Source organism: Haloparvum alkalitolerans (genome assembly GCF_055381565.1).
Window position 1 is genome coordinate 1,598,106 of the sequence record NZ_AP043938.1, and the last position, 25,783, is coordinate 1,623,888.

The 25,783-nt window shown below is 71.1% G+C and carries 30 protein-coding genes; 10 read left to right on the top strand and 20 right to left on the bottom strand.

The features are described 5' to 3' along the window. Positions 1-107: 107 nt before the first annotated feature. Complete coding sequence (locus ACZ432_RS10365; protein ID WP_426964528.1) at positions 108-1,313, top strand: threonine synthase; 1,206 nt, start codon at positions 108-110, stop codon at positions 1,311-1,313. Positions 1,314-1,683: 370 nt separating this feature from the next. Here ACZ432_RS10365 and ACZ432_RS10370 read toward each other — a convergent pair whose 3' ends face one another. The 8 genes from ACZ432_RS10370 to ACZ432_RS10405 all read right to left on the bottom strand — a co-directional run bounded on the left by ACZ432_RS10370 (position 1,684) and on the right by ACZ432_RS10405 (position 9,759). Then, entirely contained in the window at positions 1,684-2,415 is a 732-nt protein-coding gene (locus tag ACZ432_RS10370; RefSeq protein ID WP_426964529.1) for an NTP transferase domain-containing protein, read from the bottom strand. Further along, positions 2,400-3,239 carry an adenosylcobinamide-GDP ribazoletransferase gene (cobS, locus tag ACZ432_RS10375; protein ID WP_426964530.1) on the bottom strand — a complete coding sequence of 280 codons (840 nt, stop codon included), beginning with the start codon at positions 3,237-3,239 and terminating at the stop codon, positions 2,400-2,402. The genes ACZ432_RS10370 and cobS overlap by 16 nt, the downstream gene beginning before the upstream one ends. Continuing rightward, a complete protein-coding gene (locus tag ACZ432_RS10380; protein WP_426964531.1) occupies positions 3,236-4,210 on the bottom strand; it encodes a CobD/CbiB family cobalamin biosynthesis protein in 975 nt (324 codons plus the stop codon). The genes cobS and ACZ432_RS10380 overlap by 4 nt, the downstream gene beginning before the upstream one ends. A 1-nt stretch (position 4,211) precedes the next feature. Beyond that, positions 4,212-4,829: an HAD family hydrolase gene (locus tag ACZ432_RS10385; RefSeq protein WP_426964532.1), complete on the bottom strand. Its 618-nt coding sequence runs from the start codon at positions 4,827-4,829 to the stop codon at positions 4,212-4,214. Between the two features lie 70 nt (positions 4,830-4,899). Next, positions 4,900-6,045, bottom strand: a complete 1,146-nt coding sequence (locus ACZ432_RS10390) for a dipeptidase (RefSeq protein ID WP_426964533.1) — start codon at positions 6,043-6,045, stop codon at positions 4,900-4,902. Further along, positions 6,046-7,221, bottom strand: a complete 1,176-nt coding sequence (locus ACZ432_RS10395) for a M24 family metallopeptidase (protein ID WP_426964534.1) — start codon at positions 7,219-7,221, stop codon at positions 6,046-6,048. A gap of 1,026 nt (positions 7,222-8,247) precedes the next feature. Then, positions 8,248-8,862: a translation initiation factor IF-2 subunit beta gene (locus ACZ432_RS10400; protein WP_426964486.1), complete on the bottom strand. Its 615-nt coding sequence runs from the start codon at positions 8,860-8,862 to the stop codon at positions 8,248-8,250. Positions 8,863-8,970: 108 nt separating this feature from the next. After that, positions 8,971-9,759 (bottom strand): PAS domain S-box protein, encoded by a 789-nt coding sequence (locus ACZ432_RS10405; RefSeq protein ID WP_426964485.1) that lies wholly within the window; start codon positions 9,757-9,759, stop codon positions 8,971-8,973. A gap of 184 nt (positions 9,760-9,943) precedes the next feature. Here ACZ432_RS10405 and ACZ432_RS10410 point away from each other — a divergent pair, with 184 nt between their 5' ends. The 3 genes from ACZ432_RS10410 to ftsZ all read left to right on the top strand — a co-directional run bounded on the left by ACZ432_RS10410 (position 9,944) and on the right by ftsZ (position 12,229). Then, positions 9,944-10,618, top strand: a complete 675-nt coding sequence (locus ACZ432_RS10410) for a ribbon-helix-helix protein, CopG family (protein ID WP_426964484.1) — start codon at positions 9,944-9,946, stop codon at positions 10,616-10,618. A gap of 217 nt (positions 10,619-10,835) precedes the next feature. Next, positions 10,836-11,018, top strand: a complete 183-nt coding sequence (locus ACZ432_RS10415; RefSeq protein ID WP_058366451.1) for a ribbon-helix-helix domain-containing protein — start codon at positions 10,836-10,838, stop codon at positions 11,016-11,018. A gap of 2 nt (positions 11,019-11,020) precedes the next feature. Further along, complete coding sequence (gene ftsZ / locus ACZ432_RS10420) at positions 11,021-12,229, top strand: cell division protein FtsZ (RefSeq protein ID WP_426964483.1); 1,209 nt, start codon at positions 11,021-11,023, stop codon at positions 12,227-12,229. A gap of 93 nt (positions 12,230-12,322) precedes the next feature. Here the strand turns inward: ftsZ and ncsA are convergent, their stop codons facing one another. Continuing rightward, positions 12,323-13,324: a tRNA 2-thiolation protein NcsA gene (ncsA, locus tag ACZ432_RS10425; protein WP_426964482.1), complete on the bottom strand. Its 1,002-nt coding sequence runs from the start codon at positions 13,322-13,324 to the stop codon at positions 12,323-12,325. Between the two features lie 78 nt (positions 13,325-13,402). Next, positions 13,403-14,116 (bottom strand): alpha/beta fold hydrolase, encoded by a 714-nt coding sequence (locus tag ACZ432_RS10430; RefSeq protein WP_426964481.1) that lies wholly within the window; start codon positions 14,114-14,116, stop codon positions 13,403-13,405. A gap of 104 nt (positions 14,117-14,220) precedes the next feature. On the opposite strand from ACZ432_RS10430, the gene ACZ432_RS10435 reads away from it, so the two are divergent. Beyond that, entirely contained in the window at positions 14,221-14,724 is a 504-nt protein-coding gene (locus ACZ432_RS10435; protein ID WP_426964480.1) for a DUF4442 domain-containing protein, read from the top strand. A gap of 24 nt (positions 14,725-14,748) precedes the next feature. Here ACZ432_RS10435 and ACZ432_RS10440 read toward each other — a convergent pair whose 3' ends face one another. After that, the gene (locus ACZ432_RS10440) at positions 14,749-15,489 is read right to left on the bottom strand and encodes a DUF2103 domain-containing protein (RefSeq protein WP_426964479.1); all 741 of its coding nucleotides are present in this window, start codon (positions 15,487-15,489) and stop codon (positions 14,749-14,751) included. A 137-nt stretch (positions 15,490-15,626) separates the two neighbouring features. On the opposite strand from ACZ432_RS10440, the gene ACZ432_RS10445 reads away from it, so the two are divergent. The 3 genes from ACZ432_RS10445 to ACZ432_RS10455 are packed head-to-tail and all read left to right on the top strand — an operon-like array spanning position 15,627 to position 16,290. After that, positions 15,627-15,893 carry an eL43 family ribosomal protein gene (locus ACZ432_RS10445; protein ID WP_058366445.1) on the top strand — a complete coding sequence of 89 codons (267 nt, stop codon included), beginning with the start codon at positions 15,627-15,629 and terminating at the stop codon, positions 15,891-15,893. Next, complete coding sequence (locus tag ACZ432_RS10450) at positions 15,893-16,027, top strand: DNA-directed RNA polymerase subunit P (protein WP_058366444.1); 135 nt, start codon at positions 15,893-15,895, stop codon at positions 16,025-16,027. The genes ACZ432_RS10445 and ACZ432_RS10450 overlap by 1 nt, the downstream gene beginning before the upstream one ends. Positions 16,028-16,038: 11 nt before the next feature. Continuing rightward, positions 16,039-16,290 (top strand): KEOPS complex subunit Pcc1, encoded by a 252-nt coding sequence (locus tag ACZ432_RS10455; protein ID WP_426964478.1) that lies wholly within the window; start codon positions 16,039-16,041, stop codon positions 16,288-16,290. A gap of 73 nt (positions 16,291-16,363) precedes the next feature. Here ACZ432_RS10455 and dph5 read toward each other — a convergent pair whose 3' ends face one another. Both dph5 and ACZ432_RS10465 read right to left on the bottom strand, forming a co-directional pair. Continuing rightward, positions 16,364-17,155 (bottom strand): diphthine synthase, encoded by a 792-nt coding sequence (gene dph5, locus ACZ432_RS10460; RefSeq protein WP_426964477.1) that lies wholly within the window; start codon positions 17,153-17,155, stop codon positions 16,364-16,366. A 76-nt stretch (positions 17,156-17,231) separates the two neighbouring features. Then, a complete protein-coding gene (locus tag ACZ432_RS10465; protein WP_426964476.1) occupies positions 17,232-17,924 on the bottom strand; it encodes an HD domain-containing protein in 693 nt (230 codons plus the stop codon). 203 nt (positions 17,925-18,127) lie between these two features. On the opposite strand from ACZ432_RS10465, the gene ACZ432_RS10470 reads away from it, so the two are divergent. Together ACZ432_RS10470 and ACZ432_RS10475 are read left to right on the top strand one after the other, a co-directional pair. Beyond that, complete coding sequence (locus tag ACZ432_RS10470) at positions 18,128-18,979, top strand: alanyl-tRNA editing protein (protein ID WP_426964475.1); 852 nt, start codon at positions 18,128-18,130, stop codon at positions 18,977-18,979. Beyond that, positions 18,976-20,037 (top strand): DUF3179 domain-containing protein, encoded by a 1,062-nt coding sequence (locus ACZ432_RS10475; protein ID WP_426964474.1) that lies wholly within the window; start codon positions 18,976-18,978, stop codon positions 20,035-20,037. The genes ACZ432_RS10470 and ACZ432_RS10475 overlap by 4 nt, the downstream gene beginning before the upstream one ends. Positions 20,038-20,073: 36 nt before the next feature. Here ACZ432_RS10475 and ACZ432_RS10480 read toward each other — a convergent pair whose 3' ends face one another. From ACZ432_RS10480 to coxB, 7 genes are all read right to left on the bottom strand, one after another. Beyond that, the gene (locus ACZ432_RS10480) at positions 20,074-20,829 is read right to left on the bottom strand and encodes a GNAT family N-acetyltransferase (RefSeq protein ID WP_426964473.1); all 756 of its coding nucleotides are present in this window, start codon (positions 20,827-20,829) and stop codon (positions 20,074-20,076) included. 58 nt (positions 20,830-20,887) lie between these two features. Further along, a complete protein-coding gene (locus tag ACZ432_RS10485) occupies positions 20,888-21,298 on the bottom strand; it encodes a universal stress protein (RefSeq protein WP_426964472.1) in 411 nt (136 codons plus the stop codon). Between the two features lie 127 nt (positions 21,299-21,425). Then, complete coding sequence (locus ACZ432_RS10490; RefSeq protein WP_426964471.1) at positions 21,426-21,698, bottom strand: cytochrome C oxidase subunit IV family protein; 273 nt, start codon at positions 21,696-21,698, stop codon at positions 21,426-21,428. Between the two features lie 39 nt (positions 21,699-21,737). Next, positions 21,738-21,881, bottom strand: a complete 144-nt coding sequence (locus ACZ432_RS10495; RefSeq protein ID WP_426964470.1) for a hypothetical protein — start codon at positions 21,879-21,881, stop codon at positions 21,738-21,740. Between the two features lie 8 nt (positions 21,882-21,889). After that, positions 21,890-22,381 carry a hypothetical protein gene (locus tag ACZ432_RS10500; protein WP_426964469.1) on the bottom strand — a complete coding sequence of 164 codons (492 nt, stop codon included), beginning with the start codon at positions 22,379-22,381 and terminating at the stop codon, positions 21,890-21,892. A 117-nt stretch (positions 22,382-22,498) separates the two neighbouring features. Continuing rightward, a complete protein-coding gene (locus ACZ432_RS10505; protein ID WP_426964468.1) occupies positions 22,499-24,958 on the bottom strand; it encodes a cbb3-type cytochrome c oxidase subunit I in 2,460 nt (819 codons plus the stop codon). Further along, complete coding sequence (gene coxB, locus ACZ432_RS10510; protein ID WP_426964467.1) at positions 24,958-25,710, bottom strand: cytochrome c oxidase subunit II; 753 nt, start codon at positions 25,708-25,710, stop codon at positions 24,958-24,960. The genes ACZ432_RS10505 and coxB overlap by 1 nt, the downstream gene beginning before the upstream one ends. Positions 25,711-25,783: the final 73 nt, after the last annotated feature.

Consider the following 25,783-nt stretch of genomic DNA (forward strand, 5'->3'; position numbering starts at 1 on the left):
GGGTGCGCGGGGCCAAAAGTCCCGGCGGCGGAGGGCGGCGGTCCGCTCCCGCGGCCGAGCGAGCCGAGACGGGAAGGGCTTAGTCGCCGCTGTCACAAGGGCCGTGCATGGAGACGACGGACGCGTTCGAGGGGCTGGAGTGCCGAGGCTGCGGCGCCGTCCACGACGCGACGACGGCCGGCCGGTGCCCGGAGTGTGACGGGTCGCTCGACCCGACCTACGACTACGACGCCGTCGATTCGGCGGCGTTCCGCGAGGCGGCTTCCGAGGCCGCACGCGGCCGCGGAGTCGGACGGTTCGACGCGCTGCTACCGTTCCCGGCCGCGGCGCTCCCCGGGGCGGCCGAGGGGGGGACGCCGCTCGTGAGCGCCGACCGGCTCGCCGGCGAACTCGGCGTCGGCGAGGTGCTGATAAAGGACGAGGCGCGCAACCCGACCGGAACGTTCCACGACCGCGGGATGTGTCTCGCGGTCGCGGCCGCGAGCGAGCACGCGGCGTCCCGTGACGTGGAGCCGCTCGCGGCCGCGACGCCCGGCAACTCGGGGCAGTCGATGGCTGCGTACGCCGGCCGCGCGGGCCTGCGGTCGTACGCGTTCGTCCCCTCGCGGTGCGCCTTCTCGAACAAGGCGATGACGAACGTCCACGGCGGCGAGATGCGCGTCGTCGGCGGCCGCTTCCCGGACGCCGCGGCGGCCGTCGACGAGCAGTTCGCGACCGACTACACGGACCTGGGGGCGTTCACCACCCCCTACCGCCACGAGGGAGCGAAGACGGTCGCCTACGAGATCGCGGCGGACCGCGCGTGGGACGTGCCCGACGCGGTCGTCGTCCCGACCAGCACCGGGGAGCTGATCGTCGGGCTCGAGAAGGGGTTCCGCGAGCTCCGCGAGCTGGGGCTTCTCGACGCGGTGCCGACGCTGGTCGCCGCCCAGCCCGAGGGGTGCGCGCCGGTCTCCGCGGCGCTGGACCGCGGTCTCGACGCGCCGGAGCCGTGGGAGACGCCGGACACGATCTGCGGCGAACTGGAGATCCCCGACCCCGCGGGCGGTGCGGCCGCGGTCGCGGCGGTCCGCGCGACGGGCGGCCGCGGCGTCACCGCGAGCGACGACGACATCCTCGAGAGCGCGGTGACCGTCGCGCAGAACGAGGTGTTGGAGATGGGCGCCGCGGGCGGGGTCGCTCCCGCGGGCGCGTGGGCCCTCGCACAGGAGGACTTCTTCGACCCGGACGACGAGGTCGTCCTGATCAACACCGAGAGCGGCGTGAAGACGCCCGACGTGCTCCGTAGCCACCTGATGGGCAAGGGGATCTGAGGGGACACACCGCGTTAGCGTGACGTGAACGACGCCGTGAGGTGATCCTGTTGTGGAGACGGTGCTGTTGTGGTGCTGTGCTGTTGCGGTACGGTGCTGTTGCGGTACTGGGCTGTTGTGATGCTGTGCTGTCGGCGCGCGCGAGAAACGCGCGCGAGGGAGCCCGCGACCGCGGTCGCGCTGTGGTGCGGTCGCGCGACCGCGGCCGCGGCGAGGCTGGGGGGGCGTGAGGCTGCGGTCGCGGTGCGGGGCGGGACTGAAAGGGGCAGCCGGCTGGGGCTTTCGAGGTGTTGCTGTCCAGATCAACAACGTCCGCAACAGACGCAGAAACAGCCCGAACACGGTCCCCAACACGGGGGTTCGCTCCGACTCACTCGCCCTCGGAAAGCAGCCGATCAGCGACCGCAGCGTCCCGGGGGCGGTTGACGTTCACCGCGAGCCGCCGGCCGGCCGCGTCCTCGCGGACCCGAAGCCGGTCGTCGCCCTCGCCGACGACGTTCAGGCCGGTGGGGGCGAGTTCGCGGTCGTCGCCCGCGCCGTCCATCACCTCGCCTTCCCCGGAGCCCGCGTCCGCGGCCGAGAACGTCGTGTCCGCGCTGACCCCGAGCGACCGCTTCAGGGCGGCGGGGACACAGACCGCGAGCGAGTCGCCCGCCGCGTGCGCGACCGCGTCGTCCACGTCCGCGGGCGCAAGGAGGGGAAGGTCCGCGGCGACCGTGACGGCGGGCGTTCCCACGCGCGAGATCGCGGCGTCGAGGTCAGCGACGTACCCCTCGCCGGAACCCTCGATCACGCGGACGGGGCGCGAGCCCTCTTCGTCGGAGCGGGCGGCCGTCGCTCGGTCCTCCAGGAACCCCGCCGTTGCGGGCGTGTGCGGGGAGGTGACCGCGTGGACGACCCCGACCCGCTCCGCGGCGAGCAGCGCGTCGAGGACGCGCGCGACCATCGGCTCGCCGGCGATCGGGAGCATCGGCTTCTCGGCGTCCCGGACCGCGGACGGCGCGTCGGCGCCGGAGAGCCGGGTTCCGCGCCCGCCACACAGCAGGACCGCCGGGACCGGCTCGTGGACCGGCTCCGGGTCGCCCGTCACGTCAGCGCCCACGCGACCACCCCCGCGTGGAGCGCGACCGCGCGCCCGAGTTCGTTCGCCGCGCCGATCAGGTCGCCGCTGACGCCGCCGACCCACCGATCGCTCCGGGCCAGCACCGCCAGCGCGACCGCGGGCCCGGCAAGTAGCGCAGTCGCAAGCGCCGGGAGCGCGCCGGTCGGCGGCGCGAGCAGAACCGGCGCGGCGACGACGACCGCCGGGACCGCCGACAGCGGCCCGACGACGCCGACGAGCTGTGAGCCGAGCCCCTCGTGGGCGGGCCCGCCGAGACAGACGAGCAGCGCCATGCCGAGTTTCGCGCCGACCTCGGCGGCGAGGGCGATCCGGAACGCCACGCCGGCGGCCGCGGCCGTGGTCGCGAGACCCACCGCGCCGAGCGTCAGCGCCGCGAGCGTCACCCCGAGCGCGAGCACGCCGCCGACGCCCGTCTCGGCGTCCTTCAGGACGGCGTGCCGTTTCTCCGGATCGTGGACGGACAGCGCGTCGCCGAGGTCGGCCAGCCCGTCCGCGTGCGTGATCCCGCCGAGCAGGTAGAGCGCGAGGAGGTACGCCGCGACGGCGGTCGGTGCGGGGACCGGGAGCGCGAACGCGAGGCCGGCAACCGCCCCCAGAACTGCGCCGACAACCGGGAGCGTCCACGGCGACCGCCGGAACGCGTCCCAGTCCGCGAGCTCTCCGCCCGGGACCGGAAATCGGGTCAGAAAACCGAACGCACCGCGGAGCGCGGGGATCGGCTCGGCGCGCCCGGTCGGCGCCGCGGGCCGGTCGGCGCCGTCGCTCGGGTCGGCGTCGTCGCTCGGGCCGTCCGCGCCGGTCATACGGCCGCGGTCACCCCCGCGAGCGCGACCGCGGTCCAGCCCGCTCGCCCGACGAGGCGAACCCCGTCGGCGGCCGTCTCGACGTCGGGCAGATCCCGGTCGGGGTTCAGGTCGTAGGCGCCCGGCTTCCGGAGGCGCACGTCGAGGGCGGCCGCCGCGGTCGCCATCGGCCACCCGGAGTTCGGCGAGGCGGGAACGCGAGCCCACTCGCGGGCCCGGGCGACGGCGCCCGGCGACCGCGCCGCCACTCCGAGACAGAGCGCGCTCGTCCGAGCGGGGAGCCACATGACCGCGTCGTCGAGACGCGCGGGCGCCCGCCCCGCCCGCTTCTCGCGGTAGCCGAGCATGGAGTCGAGCGTGTTCACCCCCTTCACCCACGCCGCGGCGGCGGCGGCGAGCGGGAGCGCGAGGAACGGCGTCGACGCGCCGAGAAGCGACGCCCCGGCCGCCGCCAGCGAGAACGCCAGCAGTGGCGCGACCAGTCCGTCGGCGAGGTTCTCCGCGGCGCTCTCGACGGCGGCCGAGCGCACCGCCGCCGCGGAGAGGTCGCTCGGGTCGCGGCCGGCCAGCGCCGGGAGCGCGTCCCGCGCCGCGTCGAGGTCCGTCGCCGACAGCGCCACCACCTCGCTCGCGGCGTCCAGCAGCATCCGCAGGCTCGAACAGGAGAACAGCACCAGCCCGGCGAGGACGGCGGCGGCTGCGGTCGCGACGGGGAGGCCGAGTCCCCGCGGAGCGACGCCGGCCGCGAGGGCGCCGCCGGCCCACACCACGGCGGCGGCCGCGCCGGCGAACGCGAGCGGGAACGCCGCGGCGGCGAGGAGGCCGGCGAGCGCGGAGCCGCGGAAGCGGCGGTCGACGGCGCCGACGGGCTTGCCGAGCCAGACCACGGGGTGCAGGCGCGCCGGCGGCTCCGCGAACAGACGGTCGAGAACCGCCGCGAGCGCGACCGCGGCGGCGGCCGCGGCGGGCACGCTACGGTGCCTCCAGTCGCTCCGGGAGCCGCGCGAGGGGGGTCTCGGTCACGTCGACGAACCGGCCGCCGAGGTCGGCGACAGCGCCGTCGGCCGTCGGGTCGTCGCCGACGTGGGTCAGCGCAGCGGGCGCGACGCCCAGTTCGTCGGCGACGCGCTCGAACGCCTTCCGGTGCGGCTTCCGCCAGCCGCAGGCGACGCTCGAGACGACGGCGTCGAACTCGCCGCGGAGGTCCGCCCGGATCAGGGTCCGCGAGACGAGCTCGGGGACGGAGCAGTTCGAGAGCAGGCCGACCGGGCCGCGCTCCGCGGCGCTTCGTACGGCCGCGTGCGCGCCCTCTCGGACGGTCACCTCGGGGTCGAACGCCGCGACGACCGCGTGTCGGGCGACGTTCTCCGGCGCGTCGACGCCGCGGGACGACAGCGCCCGGGCGACGTGTGCGGGGAGCGGAACCTCGGCGCCCTCCGGGGCGTCGACGTGTCGCTCCCCGTAGGCGACGTGCCAGTCGTCGGGGACGGCCACGTCGCGCGCCTCCAGCTCCCGAGCCACCGCTTCGGCCGGGTCCGTCGGATAGGAGACGTCGACGAGCGTCCCGAACAGGTCGAACGTTACGGCCACGTTGCCGGCAGTAGGTGGAAGGCCGGGTTGAACCTGTCGGTGGGTTCAGTCCCCGTGGCCGGGGCGGCATTTATCGACCGCGGCCGTCGAGCGTCTCCGTCAGCACGCGCCGCCAGTTGCGCCACGCCACCTTCTCGACCGCGGGCTCGTCGTAGCCGCGCTCGCGGAGCGCGTCGAGCAGGTCGCGGAGCCCGGCCACGTCCCCGACGGCGTCGGTGATCGACGCGCCGTCGAAGTCCGATCCGAGCGCGACCGCGTCGACCCCGGCCGCGCCGACCATCGCGTCAACGTGGTCGACGACCGTGTCGAGTCCGACGGTCGCGTCCCGGTCGCCTTCGGGGTGGAGGTAGCCCGTGCCGAAGGTGAGCCCGACGACGCCGTCGCGCTCCCCGACTGCCCGGAGCTGCTCGTCGGTGAGGTTCCGGCTGGACGGACAGACCGCGTGCGCGCAGGCGTGGGTCACGACCGGCGGGTCGTCGGAGGCGTCCAGCACGTCCCAGAACCCGGCCGCGTTGAGGTGCGCGCAGTCGACGACCATCCCGCGCTCGTTGCACGCGCGGACGAGGCACTCACCGGCGTCGGTCAGCCCCGAACCCGTGTCCGGGGAGGCGTCGTGCAGAAAGGGGACGCCCTCGGCGAAGGCGTTCGGCCGCGACCAGACGAGGCCGACCGAGCGCAGCCCCGCGGCGTACAGCAGGTCGAGATTCGCGAGGTCCGGGGCGACCGCCGCCGCGCCCTCCAGATGCGGCACCGCGCCGAGGACGTCGCCGGGAGCCTCCAGACACGCGTCGAGGTCGGCTCCGTCCCGGATCAGCCGGAAGCGGTCGCTCGCGCGGTCCCACCGGTGAAGCGCGGCGAGTTGCTCGAGGACCACGTCGCGGGCGACCGCGGGGTCGACCGCGGGCGGCACCTCGCCGGCCGCGTAGTCGACCGACCCCTCCTCGAAGGCGGGGTCCGCGGCGTTCGGGACGAAGGTGGCGAACAGCCCCGCCGCGAGCCCCGCCTCGAGCGCGCGCGGGAGGTCGAGGTGGCCGCCCGCACCGCCCTCCAGAAACGCCGCGTCGACGCCGGGGACGTTCTCGGGGGCGACCCCGACCTCCGCGGCGGCCTCGGTCCGCCTGTCCCCGTCGGTACAGCGCAGGACGGTGTCGTTGTGCCCGTCGATCAGGGAGACGCGCTCGCCGTCGAGGTGGAGGTCCGCACGACGCCCCGCCATTCAGATCGTGTTCGACTCGATGTCGCGCGGGAAGTGCGTCAGCCACTCGACGCCGGTCTCGGTGATGGCGATGGTGTCGGAGTGGCGGTAGCCGTACTCGTCGGTGTAGATCCCCGGCTCGATGGTGTAGATGTGGCCGGGCGCCATCTCGACGTCCGCGCCGTCGTAGCGCTCGTCCCAGCCGCGGTCGATGTACGGCGGTTCGTGGCCGCCGAGGCCGATGTTGTGGCCGGTGTGGTGCTGGAGGAGGTCCGCGATCCCCTGCTCGTCCGCGTACGCGAACACCTGCTCGTCGACGTGCGAGACCGGGACGCTCGGCCCGAGCGCGTCGATGGCGACCTCCTGTGCCTCCTTCATCAGTTCGAAGTAGTGTTCCTGCTCGTCGGTGTAGTCGCCGACGAACATGGTGCGCTCCAGCTCGGAGTTGTAGCCGTCGACGTTCGCGGACGCGCCCGTGATCAGCACGTCGCCCTCCGCGAGGCGCTCGTTGGGCGTGTGGCCGTGCGGGAGCGCGGTCTCGGCGCCGGAGATGTAGCCGGCGTGGACCGGGCCGCTCCCCCGGACGCGGACGCTGTAGGTGTCCCCGAGCGCGTCCAGCATCGCGCGCGAGGCGTCCGTCGACGCGCGCTGTGAGACGGTCGCGGGGTGGGCGCCGACCTCGGTGTAGTCCGCGAGGTAGCGGTGGCCGAGGTTCGCCCACTTGGCCGACTCGCGGACGAGGTCGACCTCCGCGTCGGTCTTCTCCCAGCGCATGCGGTCGACCCACGACTGCGTCTCCACGTCGAGGAACTCCGACAGCGCCGGCCCCTCGTAGCCCATCACGCCCGGCGCGCCGTCGCCGTCGGCCGCGACCGCCGCGACGTCGAGCCCCCGGAGCATCTCCACCGCGGTCTCGATGGGCTTCCCGCCCGGATAGTCGAAGTAGTGATGCACCGCGTCGATCCGGGGGTTCGGCTCGACGCGCTCGACCTCCAACCGGGGGACCGTCACCGCCACGCGGTCGTCGGTCACCGCGAGCACGACCGGGCGCTCGGTCTGGATGTGGTGGAAGCCGGTGAGGTACTCGATGCTGGTCGCGCCGAACCAGACGCCCGCGTCCGCATCCGTGTCCGCGAGCTTGCCGCGGATCTCCGCGAGTCGGGCGTCGAACTCCGTCTCCGGAAGCCGTGTTGCCATACCGCCCGGATCCGCGACCGCGGAGTAAAAACGTGGGGAACCGGCCGCGAACGCCCCTTTGACGAAAAACGCGATACTGGGTATAGAGATGGTTTTTTGTCTGTTTTCTGTCACTGGGCGGTGTTTTTGTGACTGTTGCCGATCCTGCTGATCTGGACAGCACCACCCAGAAAGCCCCAGCCGGCTCGACCGGCCGCGCCTCGCTGCGCTCCTCGCTCTCCGCAACGCCCGCTGCGGTGCTTACGTCGTCGGGGCCGGATCGAGCCGACTGCCCCTTTCAGTCCCACCCACCGCGACCGCTCTGCACCGCCATCGCCCCGCAGCCTCGCACCTCCCCAGCCTCGGCGGCGGCGCGGCCGCGAAACCGCACCGCACCGTAGGCGGCCGCGCCGCCGCCTCCCTCGCACGGTCGCGGCGACACGCGTTGCGGTCGCCGCGGCGCGCGCCGACCGCGCCACCGCGGGACGAACGTTTTTCGCGTATTAGGCAGAACTCCCGCCGTGAGTGCAGCCTGATCGCTCGTTCTTCGACACGTCGGCTCGCCGGCTGTCCCGCGCTTGGCGCGCGCGAGCAACGCGCGCGAGGGAAGCCCGCCCGCGGCCGGAGCAACGCGAAGGCCGCGGGCGGCTGAGGCTGGGGAGGTGTGAGGCCACGCGTGCCTCGACAGCCGGTATCGAGAACCACCGATCGACCGGGCGCGACGACCGACCCTACAAATGACGCCCTGGCGGACTGAAAGGGCGAGGCCGGTCGCGGGCGCTCAGACGACCCCTATCGGCGCCGGGCGGTGTGGAGAGGCGCCGATATGTCGCTGAGCGCCCGCGAGCGGTCGAGGGCTTTCTGAGTGTTGGCGGTGAGCACAGCAGAACGCTTGACTGATCCAGAAAAAGCGTAGACCGAGCGGTCGAGGGCTTTCTGGGTGTCGACAATGAGCGCATCAGCACGCCTTATGAGACAGAAAACAGACACTTCTAGATCAGCCCGCTATACCCAGTATCGCTATCGGTCAAAACGGAATATCGGCAGTTAGACCTGGCGAGAGAAGGCGAGCGTACCGGAGACGTTCTCGATGTACGCCTTCACGGTGTCGCCCTCGGAGGCGCCGGGGACGAAGATCGTGTACTGGCCGCGCTCGGCGACGCCGTCGCCCTTGCGGCCGGTGCCGACGATCTCCAGTTCGTAGGTGTTGCCCTCCTCGATGGCCTCCTCCTGGGTGGTCGTCTTCGTCGTGTTCGACGAGCGCTTCGCGACCGGGCGGAACGCCCCGCAGGCCTCACAGCGAAGCATCTGCGTGCGGTCCTCGGTGACGAGTCGCGTGTCGGGGAGGCCGCACTCGGAACAGGTGACGTAGCTGGCGACGTAGGCGTCGATGGCCGCTTCGAAGTCGCTCGGGCGGAACGTGCCGTTGTAGCGCGCGACGCCGTTCTCGTACTGGCCGGCCGTCCCCAGCTCGCGCTGGAGGTTCGAGTGGAGGTGCTCGGGGTCGCGCCCGAGCGCGTCCGCGATGGCCGAGAGGTTGGTGAGTCGGGTGAACGCGCCGTCCTTCTGTGCCTGCGGGTCCGGCACCTGCAGTCGCTCGTCGGACCCGCCGAGGTCCGGGAGCGAGTCGATGGCGCGGTCGAGGCTCGCTTCGTACTCCATGACCGGACGAGGCGAGCGCGACGGAAAGCGCTTCCGGGTCACCCCCGAGCGCCCGGAAGCCGGCCGGCGGGCGACCCGGAGGCGCGGCGACCTCCCGGACCGGCGCGCTCAGAAGGAGACGGTGACGGCGGTCGGTTCGACGTCCAACGCGACGCCGAGGTCGGCCGCGAGCGCCGGCGCGGCGCCCAGGTCCGTGGCGACCGCGGCTCCCTCGACGCGCACCGCGTCCGCGTCGCCGACCACGCGGACGGTGTTCTCCTCGGGCGCGGTCGCGGCGAACAGCGCCGTCAGCAGCGCCTTCAGTCGGGTCGCGTCCGTCTCCACGACGGCGCCCACGTCGATGTCGAGCGACTCCGATCCGGTCTCGACGGTCGCCCACGCGGACGCCGCCACGTCCGGAACCGAGACCTCGTGCACGTCCCGCTCGCTCGCCATCGCGGTCAGCGCGGCGGCGAGGCGGTCGCGCTCCCGGGTCAGCTCCTCGCGCGTCTCGATGGCGTCGCTGATCTCGCGGGCGACTGCGGTCACGACCGGCTCCCCCGCGTGGCCGTGCTCGACGAGCGTCACGGAGACGGGCACCTCGTGGCCCTCCGCGTGTCGGGCGAGCAGTTCGAGGTTCGCCGTGCCGACGGGTGACTCGCCTGTCTCGACGTACTCGGCTGCAAGCTCGCGGGCGGCCGCGGAGAAGCGGTTCGGTATCAGCATCTCGACCGACTCGCCGACGACCGCGGTCGGGGCGTACCCGAGGATGCGTTCGAGCGCGGGGTTGGCCGCGTGGACTGTGCCGTCGAGCCCGACCGTCACTGCCGGGTCGGGACTCGCCCGGAGGAATTCCCCTGCAGGGAGTGCGTCGAGGCCACTCTCCAGAGCCTCGTCGCGTTCGGGATCGATGCTCATTGCGGATAGCTTCGCAATTCTGACGGCAAAGAGCTTACGGCCGGTTTCTCGCCGCGACGGCGGCCCGCGTGGGATCGGTCGGTGGTCGGCGGCGACGGTCCGACGGTCCGGGAAGGCGGCGTGTCACACGCGCGTCGGACGCGCAGGAAGATTGATGTAGTGGGGGCGAGGATGCTGTGTCGAGATGAGTAAGATCACGTTCCGCGCGGACGACGACCTCGTGGAGCGGCTGGAGGCGCTAGACGCCTCCAAAAGCGAGGTGATGCGCGAGGCGCTGCGCAGTCACCTCGACGAGGCGGCGTCGTCGGACGCGTCGGACGCGGCCGAGGCGGCGGACGCCGACCGCGAGGTCGCCGCGGACGGCCTCGAGGGCGCCATCGCGGAGCGCGTCGACGCCATCATCGCCGACCGGCTCGACGCCGCGCTCGACGAACGCCTCGGCGACGCGGCGGCCCGCGGGTACGGCCCCGCGCCTCGCGACCGCGACATCAACGTCAACGTCACCGTCGACGGCGCGACGGCGGCGGACGAGACGACCGAGCGGTCGGCGAGCGGACGGCGGGCGTCCGGTCGTGGGCCGGCCGCGGAGCGGGAGGAGCCGGCGGACGAGGAGCCCTCCGCGTCGGACGCCGCCGACCGGTCCGCCGACTCCGCGACCGCGCCGGGCGAGAACGGGGAGCGGACCTGCGGCGGCTGCGGCGAAACGCTGGAGGCGGGCGACGTGTACTGCGCCAACTGCGGCGAGAAGACCGCCCACCGCATGTTCTGCGAGTGCGGCGACGAGGTGCGGACGGACTGGGGCTTCTGTCCCGGCTGCGGCCGCCGGACCCCCGCTGCGGACGTACTCGACACGAGGTAAACGCGGATAGCGGGGTCGTGGCCGACGTATACGCCGTTTTCGCTAGCGTGTCTTACAATCGCCGTTACCTTTAAGTTCTATGCCTCGGTGCGTCTATGTGCGTAAGACGGTCGTCTTACAGACGGCCGCCGCGGAACGGGAGTCCGTTCCGTCCGGCGGTTCCGTTTCGTAAGACGCGGGCGCTCGTCGCCCGCCGTCTTACCGGGGGAATGTAAGCATGGAGCGTGTGACACTACGCATACCGAAACAGCAGATCGAGGAGGTCGAACAGATGGTCGAGACGGGGGAGTTCCCGAATCGGAGCGAGGCGATTCGCTCCGCCGTCCGTGAGATGCTCAACGAGCAGGACGGGGACCACGAGAGCCAGCGCCGCGGCAAGCGCGGCTGGGCCAAGGTGTAACGATGCAGGACATCGTTCAGGACGCACTCGACAACGCCGAGGCCGAGCAGCGCGAGATGGACGCCGACATGGACGACGACGACTTCGGGGACCCCCGAATCGTCATCGTCGGCGCCGGCGGCGCGGGCAACAACACGATCAACCGCCTGTACAACATCGGTGTCGACGGGGCCGACACGGTCGCGATCAACACCGACAAGCAGCACCTCAAGATGATCGAGGCCGACACGAAGATCCTCGTCGGCAAGTCGCTCACCTCCGGCCTCGGGGCCGGCGGCGACCCGAAGATGGGCGAGCGCGCCACCGAGATGGCCCAGGGGACCATCAAGGAAGTGCTCGGCGACGCCGACCTCGTGTTCGTCACGGCCGGCATGGGCGGCGGGACCGGCACCGGCGCCGCGCCCGTCGTCTCGAAGATCGCCAAGGAGCAGGGCGCCATCGTCGTCGGGATGGTCTCGACGCCGTTCAACGTCGAGCGCGCCCGCACGGTCAAGGCCGAGGAGGGGCTCGAGGAGCTCCGCAACGAGGCCGACTCGATCATCGTGCTCGACAACAACCGCCTCCTCGATTACGTCCCGAACCTTCCCATCGGTAAGGCGTTCTCCGTGATGGACCAGATCATCGCGGAGACGGTGAAGGGGATCTCGGAGACGATTACCCAGCCGTCCCTGATCAACCTGGACTACGCGGACATGTCCACGATCATGAACCAGGGCGGCGTCGCGGTGATGTTGGTCGGCGAGACCCAGGACAAGAACAAGACCCAGGAAGTGGTCAACGACGCGATGAACCACCCGCTTCTGGACGTGGACTACCGCGGCGCGTCCGGCGGGCTCGTCCACATCACGGGCGGCCCCGACCTGACGCTGAAGGAGGCGGAGGGTATCGCCGACAGCATCACGGAGCGCCTCGAGGCGAGCGCCAACGTGATCTGGGGCGCCCGGATCCAGGAGGAGTACAAGGGGAAAGTGCGCGTCATGGCGATCATGACGGGCGTCCAGAGCGCGCAGGTGCTCGGCCCGTCCACGCAGAAACAGGCCGACAAGTCCCGCGCCAGCATCGAGGGCGACGGCGAGGTCCACGACGGCGCGGCGGACGTCTCCCGTACCCCGTCCGCGGACGTCTCCGGCGGCAGCGACGCCGCGGCCTGGGAGTCCGACGGCGGCGAGGACCCGGTCGAGAAGAACAACGGCCTCGACGTCATCCGCTGACGCCGGCCGTTCGCCGCGAACCGCGTCACGTTTTTTCGACCCCGCACCGACGAGCGACCGCGCCGCCGCGACTCCGACGCCCCGCTCCGACTCTCAGACCGCTTCGATGGCCGCGACGAGTCGGCACTTCCGGCAGACCTCGCGGCTGGTCACGGAGCCGCACTCCGCGCACTCGCGGAGCTCCGGCCCTTCTCCGTCGTCGCGGTAGCGGTCGGCCGCCAGCGCTGCCAGCTCCTCGTAGCCGGCCATGATCGAGTGGCGGGTACCGGGGTGGTTCTCCTCCAAGTCGTAGAGGAGTCGCTGGATCTCGCCGCGGTACGCCTCGTCCGCGTGCGGGCACTCGGCCATGTGCGCGGGGATGTCCCGGAGGTGGCAGTAGAGCGCGACCTCCTTCTCGGGCACGTCGCGGAGCGGCTTCGCGCGCGGGATGAAGGGCGCGTCGTCGTCCGCGTCGTCGTCCGCGGCATCGGTCGCTCCGCCGCGCTCGTCGAAGGGGCCGAGCGAGGCGTCGAAGTGCTTGGCGATCTGGCGAACGTCGCCCTCGAGGAAGTTCATCAGCGCGGTCTGGGCCTCGTCGTCGAGGTTGTGTCCGGTGAGGAGCTTGTCGGCGCCGAACTCGTCGGCGTAGGTCTCCAGCAGGTCGCGCCGGAAGACGCCGCAGTAGGCGCAGGCGGCCATGTTCTCGGGGTCCTTCTCGACCACGTCGTCCATCTCGACGCCGATCTCGTCGGCGTACGACACCACCTCGTGGCGCATGTCGAGGTCGTCGGCCAGCTCGACGCAGGCGTCGACGCTCTCGTCGCGGTACCCCTCGATCCCCTCGTGGATGGTGAGCGCGAGCATCTCCACGCGGGGGTCCTTGCCGAACGTGTCGTCGAGGATCGACGCGAGCACGACGCTGTCCTTCCCGCCCGAGAGACCGATCACCCAGCGGTCGGGGTCGTCGGGCGTCGCCTCGGGGTCGAGGAGGCCGTCCTCCCGGACCCGCCGGCGCACGCGCTTCTCGACCGAGCGACAGAAGTGGTCCTCACAGAGGTGGGCGCCGGAGTAGGCCGCGAAGGTGACCGCGTCCGCGCCGCACTTGTCGCAGTCCATTACCGACCCGTAGCGGACCGGTCGGGATACGGGTTTCGGGGTCGGAGCGAGATTCACCCGCGGGGCCGTCCCGGGGCGCTACGGCAGTCCCGCCGGCCCCTCGCGGACGACCGCCCGGAGCGTCGACGCGTGCTCGTCGCGCGACGGGGAGGAGAACAGCTCGTGGCCGCCGTCGTACAGCACCGTGCGCTCGGCCTCGACGCGGTCCCCCACGCGACGCGGGTCGACGATCCGGTCCGTCAGGGTACAGAAGGCGACCGCGTCGGGGTCGGGGTCGACGGCCGCGAGGCCGGCCTGCGCCCGCGCCGCCTCCCGGAGGAACGTCGGCGCCGCTCGGTCGGGCCCCTCCCTGATCTGGCGGTCGGTCGCGAGCGCGCCGAGCGCGTCGCGGTCGGCGGTGCCGACGGGGACGACCCGTCGAGAAATCGGGAGCCGCGTGACGAGGTCGAAGATGGGGCCGGCCGTCTCCGGAACCATTCCCCACCACGGGCTGAGGTACGTCCGCGTCGCGGGCGCCGCCTCCCCGCGGAGGTACGCGCCGATCAGCCCGCCGGTCGAGTGGCCGACGAAGCGGTAGTCGTCGTCGAGGCCGTCGACGACCTCGCGGACCGGGTCGAGGTACCCCGCCTCGAAGTCGGTGACCGTGATCGGGATCTGTACCGCGGTGACGCGGCTGTCGGCCGCGAGCGTCTCCAGCAGCCAGCGGACGTTCTCGTGGTCGAGGCGGTTCCCCCAGCCGAGCACGCACGCGAGGTCCGGGTCGGCGGGGTCGCCGAGCGTCTCCGTCTCCATACGGGTCGTCCGGCGCGCGCCGACGTAAAAGGAGGGCGCCGCGACCGCACCAACGCCGTCGCCGGTTCCGACAGGGGTATGCGCCTTCGGTCGCGTGTGCGGGTATGAGCGACGACGGGCCGGAGCGCGCCCCATTGCGTGACGACCCGCCCGCGGAGACGCTCCGGACGCGGCTCTGGCGGCACGGCTACAACCTGTTCCCGGCCTACCGCGGGACGGGCGCGCGGATCGACCACATCGGCGGCGACTGGCGCTACGTCCGCGTCCGGATCCCGTTCAACTGGCGGACGCGGAACGTCGTCGGCGCGATCTTCGGCGGCAGTCTCTACGGCGCGGTCGACCCCGTCTACATGAGCCTGCTGCGGCGGAACCTCGACACCGACCGCTACACGGTGTGGGACAAGGCGGCCGACATCAGGTTCAGAAAGCCCGGCCGCGAGACGCTGTACGCGGAGTTCGAGATCGAGGGGGCCGAGCTCGACCGCATCCGCGAGGCGCTGTCCCCCGGCGAGTCGTTCGACCGCGTCTACGAGGTGGCGATCGTCGACGCCGAGGGCGTCGTCCACGCGGAGTGCGAGAAGACGCTGTACGTGCGGCAGGACGAGTAGAGAAGTCGGGGGCGGCCGGTCGGATCAGCCGTCCTGCAGTTCCGCCTCGCGTAGCGCCTCGTTGAGGTCCTCGCGCACGCGCTCGCCGGTGTCGCGGTCCATCGCGGTCGTGACGATCCGGTTCTCCTGCACGCTGGAGCCGTCCCGCAACAGGAGCCGCACGTTGCCGTTCCGGTCCGCGCGGGTGGCCTTCGCGCGCAGCCCCGTCCGCGACCCGGTCCCGCCCGCGTCGATCGGCCCCGGGACGATCTTCTTGACGTGCGGGTGTCCCGCGACCGTGGAGATGGCGCGCCGTCCCGGTCGGCCGCCGATCAGCGTCGAGTGCGTGCCGCCGATCTTCTCCTTCGGCGGCGTCTCGACGACTTCGAGCGCGCGGTCGCCGCGGCGGTCGCGCACCCACGCGACGGGGTCGGCCTCGTCGGGGATGCGGTAGAACTCGTGGTGGAGCTGGGCGCGCGCCTCGCGGAGCGGTCCGCGCTCGCCGGCGGCATACACCGCCTCGGGGCGCTTGCGCCGGATCTCGTCGGCGACCCGGCCCGCGAAGTTCCGCCGTTGAACCGTCTCGCGCTCGTCCCCGTCCCGGCGGTCGCGCTCGGGGATCGTGGTGACGGTCGTCCGGCCGACGACCTCGTCGTCGTCGAGCATCGCGATCTCCGCGCGGTCGGGGTCGAAGCGGACCACCACGGCGTCGCTGTTGGCGGTGTTGCAGGTGAGACAGTAGTCCCCGGGCTTGTCGAGGGGGGTGCCACACCGCCGACAGTTCATTGTTCGAGGTGTGGTCGCTCGAAGCTAAAAGGCCGTTGTCCCGGTGGTCGTTCCTCCGCTCCGGGACTGTGAGGCCCTCCCGCGGGGCGCCCGGACTCGTAGCCTTTTTACCCACGCTGGCGGTACTCTTCTCCACTATGGCTGAGAACGAGGCTCGATCCACCGGCAGCGCGGGCCGATTCGGCGCACGCTACGGGCGCGTCGCCCGCAAGCGCGTGCAGGACATCGAAGCGGAGATGGAGTCCGCGACGGTCGACGGCGACGACGTCACCCGCGTGGGGACCGGCATCTGGGTCAACGAGGAGACGGGCGAGAAGTTCACCGGCGGCGCCTACCGCCCCGAGACGCCCGGCGGCCGCACCGTCCGGCGCTCCATCCGCGCCGCGCTGGCCGACGAGGAATAATGAGCTACAAGTGCTCCCGCTGTAAGCGCGACGTGACGCTCGACGAGTACGGCGGCGTCCGCTGTCCGTACTGTGGCCACCGCGTCCTCCTGAAGGAGCGCGGCGGCGACGTCAAAGAAGTCGACGTCAACTGACGGGTCCACCCGTGTCGCCGGCGTTCGAGCACGACGCTTTCTTGCGCTTTTCCTACCCCGACGAGCGTCGCGCTCGCCTCGTGGCCGACGCGCTCGGCCCGGAGGTCGGCGAGATCGACGACGCCCGCTCGACCGCGAGCGTCGACCGCGACGGGGACACGGTGGCGGTCCGCGTGCGGGCGCACGACCTCGTCGCCCTCCGCGCCGGGATCAACAGCTGGACCCGGCTCGTGGCGGTCGCCGAGGACGTGAGCGACCGATAACGACGCCGTCCGTCGCCCTCCCCTCGCTTCTCCGCTACGTCCCGTCGCGTGCCTCGATACGCGGCGCCGCAGGTCACAGCAGGTCGTCGGGAGCGCCGGCGAGCCCCGCCAGCGCGTCCGCCTCGACGTGGTGGAGGTCGCCGGGGATCACCAGCAGGTGCAGCGGGTCGCCGAAGTCGCGCGCCGCGAGCGCGGAGAGGCGGTCCGCGGCGACGACGGCGTCCGGGCTCCCGGCGCGCGCGACGACCACGGCGAGTTCGTCGCCCCACTCCTCGGCGAACAGCTCGGCCGCGTAGTCGGCGGTCATGTACTCCTCGTGGTCCGGGTCCGGGCCGCGCGGCCCCATGCCGACCTTTATGTCCAGATAGACGACCGTGTGGAGGCCGCGATCGCGGTTGGCCTCGATCGTCTCGATCACGCTCTCCGGGACGCGGTCGCCGCCGTGGGCGTACGGGAACGGGAGCGTCACCGCCTTTCCGAAGCGGTAGTTCTGGAGCCCGGTCAGGCTGGAGGCGGCCGACTGGGCGGTGACGCCGTGGATAACGCGGGTCTCGATGCCCCGCTCCTCGGCGCGGAGCCGGAGGTCCGCGTGAGTCGTCGAGATCATCGTGTCGCCCGCGGTCAGAAACGCCACGTCCGAGGCGGCCGCCCTCGCCAGCATGTCGTCGGGGTCCTGTTCGACGCCGGGCCGGTCACGCACCTCGATGTCGACGCCGTGATACGCCTCCAGGTCCGCGACGTCGGCGCCGACCAGCCGGCTGGTGTAGAACTCGGCGTAGGCGTGGTCGGCCGCGCGCAGCGCCTCCTGCCCCTCGACGGTGATCGACCGCTCGTCGTAGAGGCCGAGGCCGATGAAGGTGAGCATACCGCCGCTCGGCCGGGGACGGCCTTATAGGACCCGGAACGGCGGCTCGGCGGCGCCGGGCCGATCGGCGGCCGTCCTACTCGTCGGTGACGCCGGACCGGTCCATCGCGGCGACCTCGTCGACCAGCCACTCGCGGAACCACCTGGCGCGCTTGAGCCGCTGGTGGGCGATGCTCTCGGCCGTGTCGGACTCGATGCGGTCGACGTGGTCGCGGCCGCGTTCGAGCACGCGGTCGACCATCTTCGCGGCGTCCATGTGCGAGCGGGACTCGTAGCCCATCCGGAGCAGCATCAGCGCGCTGCCGTTGGCGCCGATCTTGTCGAGGATGTCCGCCTCGATCAGACACCGCGCCTCCAGCGCGACCGCGTCGAGGTCGCCCTGGTAGGAGTGGTCCTCGACCGCCTGGCACACCTCCTCGACGAACGACTCGGGGTAGTCCCCGCGCGTCCGGAGGTACTCCCGGGCGACGCGCGCCCCGGCCTCGGCGTGAACGTCCTGTTCGGCCTCCAACTTGGCCACGTCGTGGAACAGTGCGGCGACGCGCACCACGTCCACGTCGGCGCCCTCCGCCTCCGCGATCTCGGTGGCGATCTCCATCACGTTGAGGATGTGGTTGAACCGGTACTCCGCGGAGTGCCAGGGGTACCACCGCATCCGACCCCCGTCGTCCTCGCCCTCGACGCTGGCGGCGAGGTAGTCGTGGACGAACTCCTTCATGTCCTCGAACGCGTCCTCGCTCACCGAGGACTCCTTAATCTCGACGCCCACGCCGGCACCTCCCCCCGTGACGATCCGTGTAGTTCATTGTACGAACGGAGGTACGTAACGCTTTTAGACGTTACGACAGTGTACCCACTTTTCGGCGGACGCGTTCCGGGCGCCTCGCGGTCGAAGCGGCACGTGCTTCACCGCCGGATCCGCCCGTTTCCGACTCAACAACCCGTAAGTAGCTCGGTCGACTCCGTCCGCGTATGACCGACCAGGCCTACCTCGCGGACAGCTACGTCCGGGAGTTCTCCGCGACCGTCGAGCGGAGCCTCGACGACCGGCTCGTGCTCGACCGCACGTACTTTTACCCCGAGGGCGGCGGCCAGCCGCACGACACCGGCGTCGTCGAGGCGAACGGTGACCGCTGGCGCGTCGTCGACGTGCAGAAGTCGGACGACGTCTACCACACGCTCCGTCCGGAGAACGGCGCGGTCGCCAACGACGCGCCCGTCGGCGGCGAGGCGAGGGCGGACCTGCCCGAACCCGGAACGACGGTCGATTGCGAGGTGACGTGGAACCGGCGGTACGCCCACATGCGCTACCACACCGCACAGCACCTGCTGTCGGCGCTGCTGCTCGAGGCGTTCGACGCGCCCACGACGGGCAATCAGCTGTACGGCGACCACGCGCACCTCGACGCCGGGCACGACCGCTTCACCGACGAGGACCTCGCGCTGATCGAGGAGCGCCTGAACGAGCTGATCGCGGACGCCCGCCCCGTCACCCACTACACGATGGACCGCGAGGAGGCGGAGGCGACGCTCGACACCGAGCGCACGCGGATCGACCTGCTGCCGGACTCCATCACCGAACTCCGGATCGTGGAGGTCGCGGGGCTCGGCGCGGACGGCGAGCCCGACCCCGACGCCGACCCCTACGACCGCACCGCGTGTGCGGGCACGCACGTCGACAACACCGAGAAGATCGGCGAGGTGGTCGTCACGGGCCGCGAGACGAAGGGCAGCGACGAGGAGCGCGTCCGGTTCGCGCTCGCGGAGCACGTCGACGCCGGGGACGACACGGATCCCGCGAACGCGGGGGACGGAGCGTCGTGAGCGACGCCCGGTTCGACGTGCGACGGGTCGTCCCGCGCGACGCGATCCCCAGCGTCGACGACCCGGAGGGCGTGCCGGCCGCGGCCTACGAGGGGGACCCGGACGACGACGTGGTCGCGGTCACGGTCGAGGGGCGGGCCCGGGCGTACCCCGTCCGCTACCTCCACTACCACGAGATCGTCAACGACGAACTGGGCGGCATCCCGGTCGCGGTGACGTGGTGTCCGCTCTGCGGCTCCGCGGTGGTCTACGACCGGCGGGCGGAGACGGTCGACGCGGAAGACGCCGACCTCGACGACGAGGACGGCCTCCCCGAGACGCTCACGTTCGGCGTCTCGGGCAAGCTCGCGGACGACGACCTCGTGATGTACGACCGCGAGACCGGGACGGAGTGGAAGCAGTCGCTCGGACGCGCGCTCTCGGGAGTGCTCGCGGGCGCGTCGCTGCGGGTGCTCCCCGCGGGCGTGACGACGATGGCCCGCTTCCGGGAGGCACATCCCGACGGGGACGTGCTCGCCCCGCCGGGCGGCGAGAGCGAAGCGGCCGGGGACGGGGACGACCCCGAGCCCGTCGACTACGACGAGGCGCCCTACGAGCGCTACTTCGAGGCTGAGGGGTTCGGACTCGGGGCACACCGGGGCACGGGCGGCCGCTCGTGGGACCGGACGGACCTCGACCCGAAGGCGGTCGTCCTCGGCGTCGAGCGGGGCGGCGACGCGCTCGGGTTCCCCCTCCCGCGCGTCGAGGCGGCCGGCGGCGTCGTGACCGCGACGGTCGGCGGCGCGTCGGTCGTCGTCTTCGCGGACGAGGGGATCCACGCCTTCGCGGACCCCGGCTACGAGTGGCGCGCGACCCCCGCGGGATTCCGCGCGGACCGCCCCGACGGCACCGGCGCGCTGTACGACGGCGCGACCGGCCGGCCCGTCGACGCGCCCGCGGCACACACCGGCGAGTCCGGCGGTGCGGCCGCGGAGCCGCTCGAACGGGTCCCCTCGCGGCGGCTGTTCGCGTTCGCGTGGCAGGACGACCACGGCGCGGACGCCTTCTACGAGCCCTGAGGATCGGCCGGGAGCCTCGTCCGCTTCACGGACCGACTACAGGTACGCCGCGTCCCACCGCGCCGGCTTGCGCCGGTTGCCGCACTCGTTGCAGACGACCCGTTCCATCGTGTCCACGGCCACGTCGAGGCTCCCGCAGGCCCCGCACCGGAAGCCGTACCGCTCCTCGTGGTCCGGGTCGGCGTAGACGACGTAGAAGGGGCCCTCGGAGCCGCGGGAGCTCTCCGTCAGTGCGACGTGGAGCTCCGTCCCGTCGTCGGTCGTCACGGTCTCGGCGTCCGCGACGGCGACCCCCTCCGAGAGCGTCTTCCGATAGCGGTGCTCGGGAAAGCTGTCGTGGCCGATGTCGACGAGCCGTTCGTCGACGCGCTCGTACCCTTCCCGCTCGTAGAAGGCGGTGCCTGCCTCGTTGGCCGACAGCACCGCGCCCTCGACGCGGTCGACGCCCCGCTCGCGGAGCGCCGCCTCGACGTGCTCTAACAGCATCGTCCCGATCCCCTCGCCGCGGTGATCGGGGTGGACGTGGAGCCAGTCGATCTCGCCGACGCGATCCCGACGGTCGACGACGTAGCTCTCGGCGAACCCGACGACCTCGCCGTCCGCGACCGCGACCGGGAACACGACCCGGTCGTCGGCGACGTCCGCGCCGAGCGCGTCCCGGCCGTACCAGCGGTCGACGGCCGCCTCCAGCACCGTCTCGGTGATCGCGTGCCCGTACGACGCGTCGAGGGAGGCGCGCGCTACCGCCCTGATCGCGTCCACGTCGTCCCCGGTCGCCGCACGAATCTCCATGTGGGGTGTCACCACGTCCAGCTACAAAAGTGTCTGCGGCCGGATGGACGGCTCGTCGCTACGCCTCGTCCGTCGGCGTGGGGCGGCCACCGACCAGCACCGGTCGGTCCGCGTTGAGGATCACCGTCTGCGCGACGCTCCCGAACAGCGCCTTGCCCGCCGGCGACCGACGCCGTCCGCCGATGACGATCATGTCCGCGTCGTGGTCCGCGGCGGCCTCCAGGAGCTCCTCCGCGGGATCGCCGCTCGCCTCGAGGACCGTCGTCTCGATCCCCGCCTCCTCGAGCCGCTCCTGCGCCCGACGGACCCCTGCGACCTGCGCCGCGGAGGCGCCCGCGGGATTGTCGGTGAACGCGTGAAACACCGAGACGGTCACCTCGTCGGCGCCCCCCGGCAGGTCGGCGACGGTCCCCGCCACTCGGTCGGCCATCTCTCCGTCGTCGTCAACTCCCAACAGCACGTGGTACATGGACCGGGGTTGTGCGGGGTCCGTAATGGTCTTTCCCCCGTGAGACGCCCCTCGTCGGAGGGGAACCGATCGCGCCGCTCGCGGCGTCGAGAACTGAACCGTCGAACGAAGGTGCTGCGACGGGGAACTACGTGATGGAGTAGGTGGCGGCCGACATCAACAGCAGCGTCAGCACGAGCGCCAGCACCATCAGGTACGTCAGCGAGCGATTCTCCCACTTGAGGTGCATGAAGAACGCGACGACCAGCGCCGTCTTGAGCACGGCGATGACCATCGTTCCGACGAAGGAGATGTCGTACGCGAGGTCGAGTCCGCCCTCGAAGAGCACGTAGTTCAGGACGGCGAGGCCCACCAGTCCCGCGTAGACGAGGCTGTAGAGTTTGATGGAGTCGGACGCCATTATTCGTACACCTCAACCTTCGGTGCCGTCCTTATAGATTTATTCATCCGTCTCCTCGCTGCCCCGCCAGCGGTTCCAGAGGTAGTGCGCGACGACGAACCCGCTGGACCAGAAGATCACCGCGCCGACGGCGATCCCCACGCCGATCAGGAGTCGCCCGTTCGTCAGTGCGTCCACGACCATGGACGGACTCAGGGGCTCCCGGAGTTAGGTCCGTCGCCTCGCGGTGCCTCCGCGCGAAAGAGGACGACGCAGACGACTATCAGCGCGGCCTCGGCCACCTTCGAGGTGAGGGTCAGCCAGTCGCTCACCAGGTGGTCGAGGAGGACGGCGACGACGCCGGTGTCCGGGTGTCCCCGCGGCTCCAGTCCCGGCCAGAACGCGCCGTGGTCCAGCAAGGTGTGCCACACCCCGAACCCGACGAGGAACGTCCCCGCGACGCCGGCCGCGAGCAGGTACGCGCCGCGCCGATAGACGTCCGCGACGATCAGCGACGCCGCGAACACCACGGCGAACCCCCCGGCGAGGAACGCGACCGGACGCGGGTCGCCGAGGTAGCCGGCGCTCGCGTACACCAGGAGCGCGGGACCGCCGTAGCTCGGATGCAGCAGGTGCGTGACCGCCACGACGCCCGCGAGCGCGACGGCCGCGACGCGGAGCCGCGCGACCATAGTCTCGTCCATACTCCGGGTATCGTGGGGGGAAAGGTATGTCGTGCGGTTCGCTCCTGTTGCGTGAGAACGGCGGCGCGTGTGAACGCGGGCGGGACGCGTCAAAAGGGACCGCCCGCGGTCGCTACCTCAGAAGAGGTAGAACAGCGGGAACAGGAAGATCCAGACGATGTCGACGAAGTGCCAGTAGAGCCCGAAGTACTCCAGCGGGCGCTGGTCCTCCTGGTAGTACCCGCGCGCGGCCCGGACGAACAGGTAGCCGGCGATGAGCACGCCGATGATCACGTGGAAGCCGTGCAGTCCGGTCGTCACGTAGTAGATCGACGCCTGAATCGGGTCGCCGTGCGGGTTCTGGGTGAGCGTGACGCCCTTGTCGTACACCTCGTGGTGCCACTCCCACGCCTTGATCCCGAGGAACGTGAACGACAGCAGGATCGTCGCACCGAGGCTCGCCAGCAGCCCCTTCGCGTTCTCCCGGCGGGCGAACACGAGCGCGAGGATGACCGTGAACGAGGAGGTCAACAGCACGAACGTGTTGATGAGCCCGGGAAGCGGGTCCGTCAGCGGGCCCCAGTTCATCCAGCCGGCGTTCACGCGGATGAACACGGCGGCCGAGATGAACGCGCCGAAGACGATGACGTCCGAGGCCAGGAAGAACCACATGCCCAGCTTCACCTTCTCGATGCCGTGGAACGGCCACCGCTCGGCGATCGCCGTCGGCGGCGCGTAGAAGTCCTCCGTGCCCCAGCGGACCGCGGTCCACACCATCAGGATCGGGCCGACGGCGGCGAACACCGGGTAGACGGGGTTCGACATGGACAGCGCAGTCGTCGCGAGCGTGTCGCCCAGCGACAGCGAGACGGAGTCGCGGACGCCCGAGAGCCCGATCATGAAGATCAGGGTCGCGACCGAGAACGCGAACGGCCAGATACTCGCGTGGCTCGGGTGCTTGTCCCAGTACGGGTACTCGTCGAGGTGGCTCTCGCCGTGACCGTCGGCGTGCCCGCCGTCAGCGACCGCGTCCTGCACGAACTCGAGCTTCCCGGAGGCGTACGAGGGGCGGCCGTCCCAGTTCTCGAGCGGCGGCGGCGAGGGGATCGCCCACTCGGCCGTCCGCGTGTAGTCCCACGGATTGGCCCCGGCCTCCTCGCCGTAGAGGTAGGAGTTGGCCAGGTTGTAGAACATGATGAAGAACGACCCGCCGAGGACGAACGCGCCGATCGTCCCGATCTGGTGGAACGTCTGGAACGCGGGGTCGTACTCGAAGACGCGGCGGGGGGTCTCCCAGCCGAGGAACATCGAGAAGTACACCGCGTTGAACCCGATGAAGAACACGACGAAGTGGACCTTCCCCAGGAACTCGTCGTACATCTTCCCGGTGACCTTCGGGAACCAGTAGTAGATGCCCCCGAACAGCGCGGTCGCGCCGCCGAACATCACGTAGTGGAAGTGCGCGACCACCCAGTAGGTGCCGCGGAACTCGTAGTCGAGGACGATGGCGCCGAGGAAGACGCCCGTGATGCCCCCGAGGATGAACAGCAGCAGCGCGCCGAGCGCGAACAGGAACGGCGTCGTGAACTGGATCCGTCCCTTGATCAGCGTGTAGATCAGCGCGAACACCAGCAGGTCGAACGGCAGGGATATCCCGATGGTCGTCGCCATCATCAGGGTCTTGATCTCCAGGTTGATCGTCGTCAGGAACATGTGGTGCATCCACACGAGGAACGACTGGACGGAGATCAGACAGATGGCGATGATGGCCCACTTCCGCCCGACGAGCCGCCGGCCGGAGAACGTCTGGAACAGCTCCAACATCACGCCGAGCGCGGGGAAGAAGACGATGTACACCTCCGGATGGCCGAAGAACCAGAAGAGGTGTCCCCAGAGTAGCGATCCGCCTTCAGTCGCCGAGAAGTAGAGGCTCCCGAAGACGCGGTCGGACAGGAGGATGACCGCGACCGCGAGCAGGGCCGCGAACGCGAACAGCATCATCCACACGGTCGCGAGCATGGACCACGTGAACATCGGCATGTCCATCAGGCCCATCCCCTCGGCGCGGGAGTGGTGGATCGACGTCAGGAAGTTCACCGTGGACGCGGTCGTGCTCGCCACGAACATCGCGAGCGCGAGGATCGCGCCCGTGGACCCGATGCTCGGCGTGTACATCGGGACGTTGAGCGGGGCGTACATCGTCCACCCGGCGGAGAGCGTTCCGCCCTGGAAGAACGAGATGGCGAACATGACGCCCGACAGCACGTACAGCCAGTAGGAGACGGCGTTGAGCCGCGGGAACGCCAGGTCGTCCGCCCCGATCTGCAGCGGGACGAAGTAGTTCGCGAGCCCGAACCCGAGCGGGGAGAGGAACCAGAACACCATCACCAGTCCGTGGGCCGTCACGGCCTCGTTGTACGCGAGGCCGGACAGGATCTGGGCGCCCGGTTCCCACAGCTGGAGCCGGATCAGCAGCGCCATCACGCCGCCGAAGATGAGGAAGAACAGCGCCGTGATGGTGTACATGATCCCGACGTCCTTGTGGTTCGTCGTGACGAGCCAACGGCGGAGCGAGGTCGTCGGCGGGAGCTCGGACATCAGCCGTCACCCTCCGTCTCCTCGCCCTCGGCGTCGGCGAGCTGTTCGTCGTACCAATCCTGGTAATCCTCTTCGTGCATGATGATCACGTCGGCCTTCATGTAGGAGTGGCCCGAGCCGCAGAGCTCGAAGCACTCCGCCGTGTAAGTCTCCGTCTCGCCGGGCTCGAGCGGCTCCTCGAGGTGGGCCTGTCCGCTGAACCACGTCTCGGAGTACTCGCCCGGAATCGCGTCGCTTTTGATGCGTAATTCGGAGACTCCGAAGTTATGCCACACGTCCCGCGAGGTCACACGTAACTGGACCACCTTATCCTGGGGGACGCGCAGCGTGTTCTGCGTGGTGACGCCCTCGTCGGGGTACTGGAACTCCCAGCCGAACTGGTAGCCCTCGACCGTGATCTCGATGTCCTCCTCCACGTCGGTGGCGGGTCCCTCCTCGACGTAGAGCAGCAGGCCGTAGGCGTAAACCACGAGGCTAATGACGACGATCGCGCTGAGACCGAACGAGAGGAAGAGCTTCTTCGCCTTCGGGCCGCCCTGTCCCGTCGGCAGCTCCCCGAGGACCGGGGGATCGAACTTCTCGCCGGGGTCGCTTCCGTCGTCGCGGTACTTGTACGCGTTGTAGAGCGTGTACGAGACGACGATCGTCCCGACGAGGGTACCGAGCGCGAGAAAGACGAAGAAGATCTCGTCGAACACCGCTGACTGCGCTCGCCACTCGTCGGCCACTTGTAATATGAGTGACTCTATCATGTTCTTCTGTCGGGCCTTACGTGTGGACTTAGCGATGGCACACTTAGCTCTTTTGTAGCGCGTTCGCCCGCGC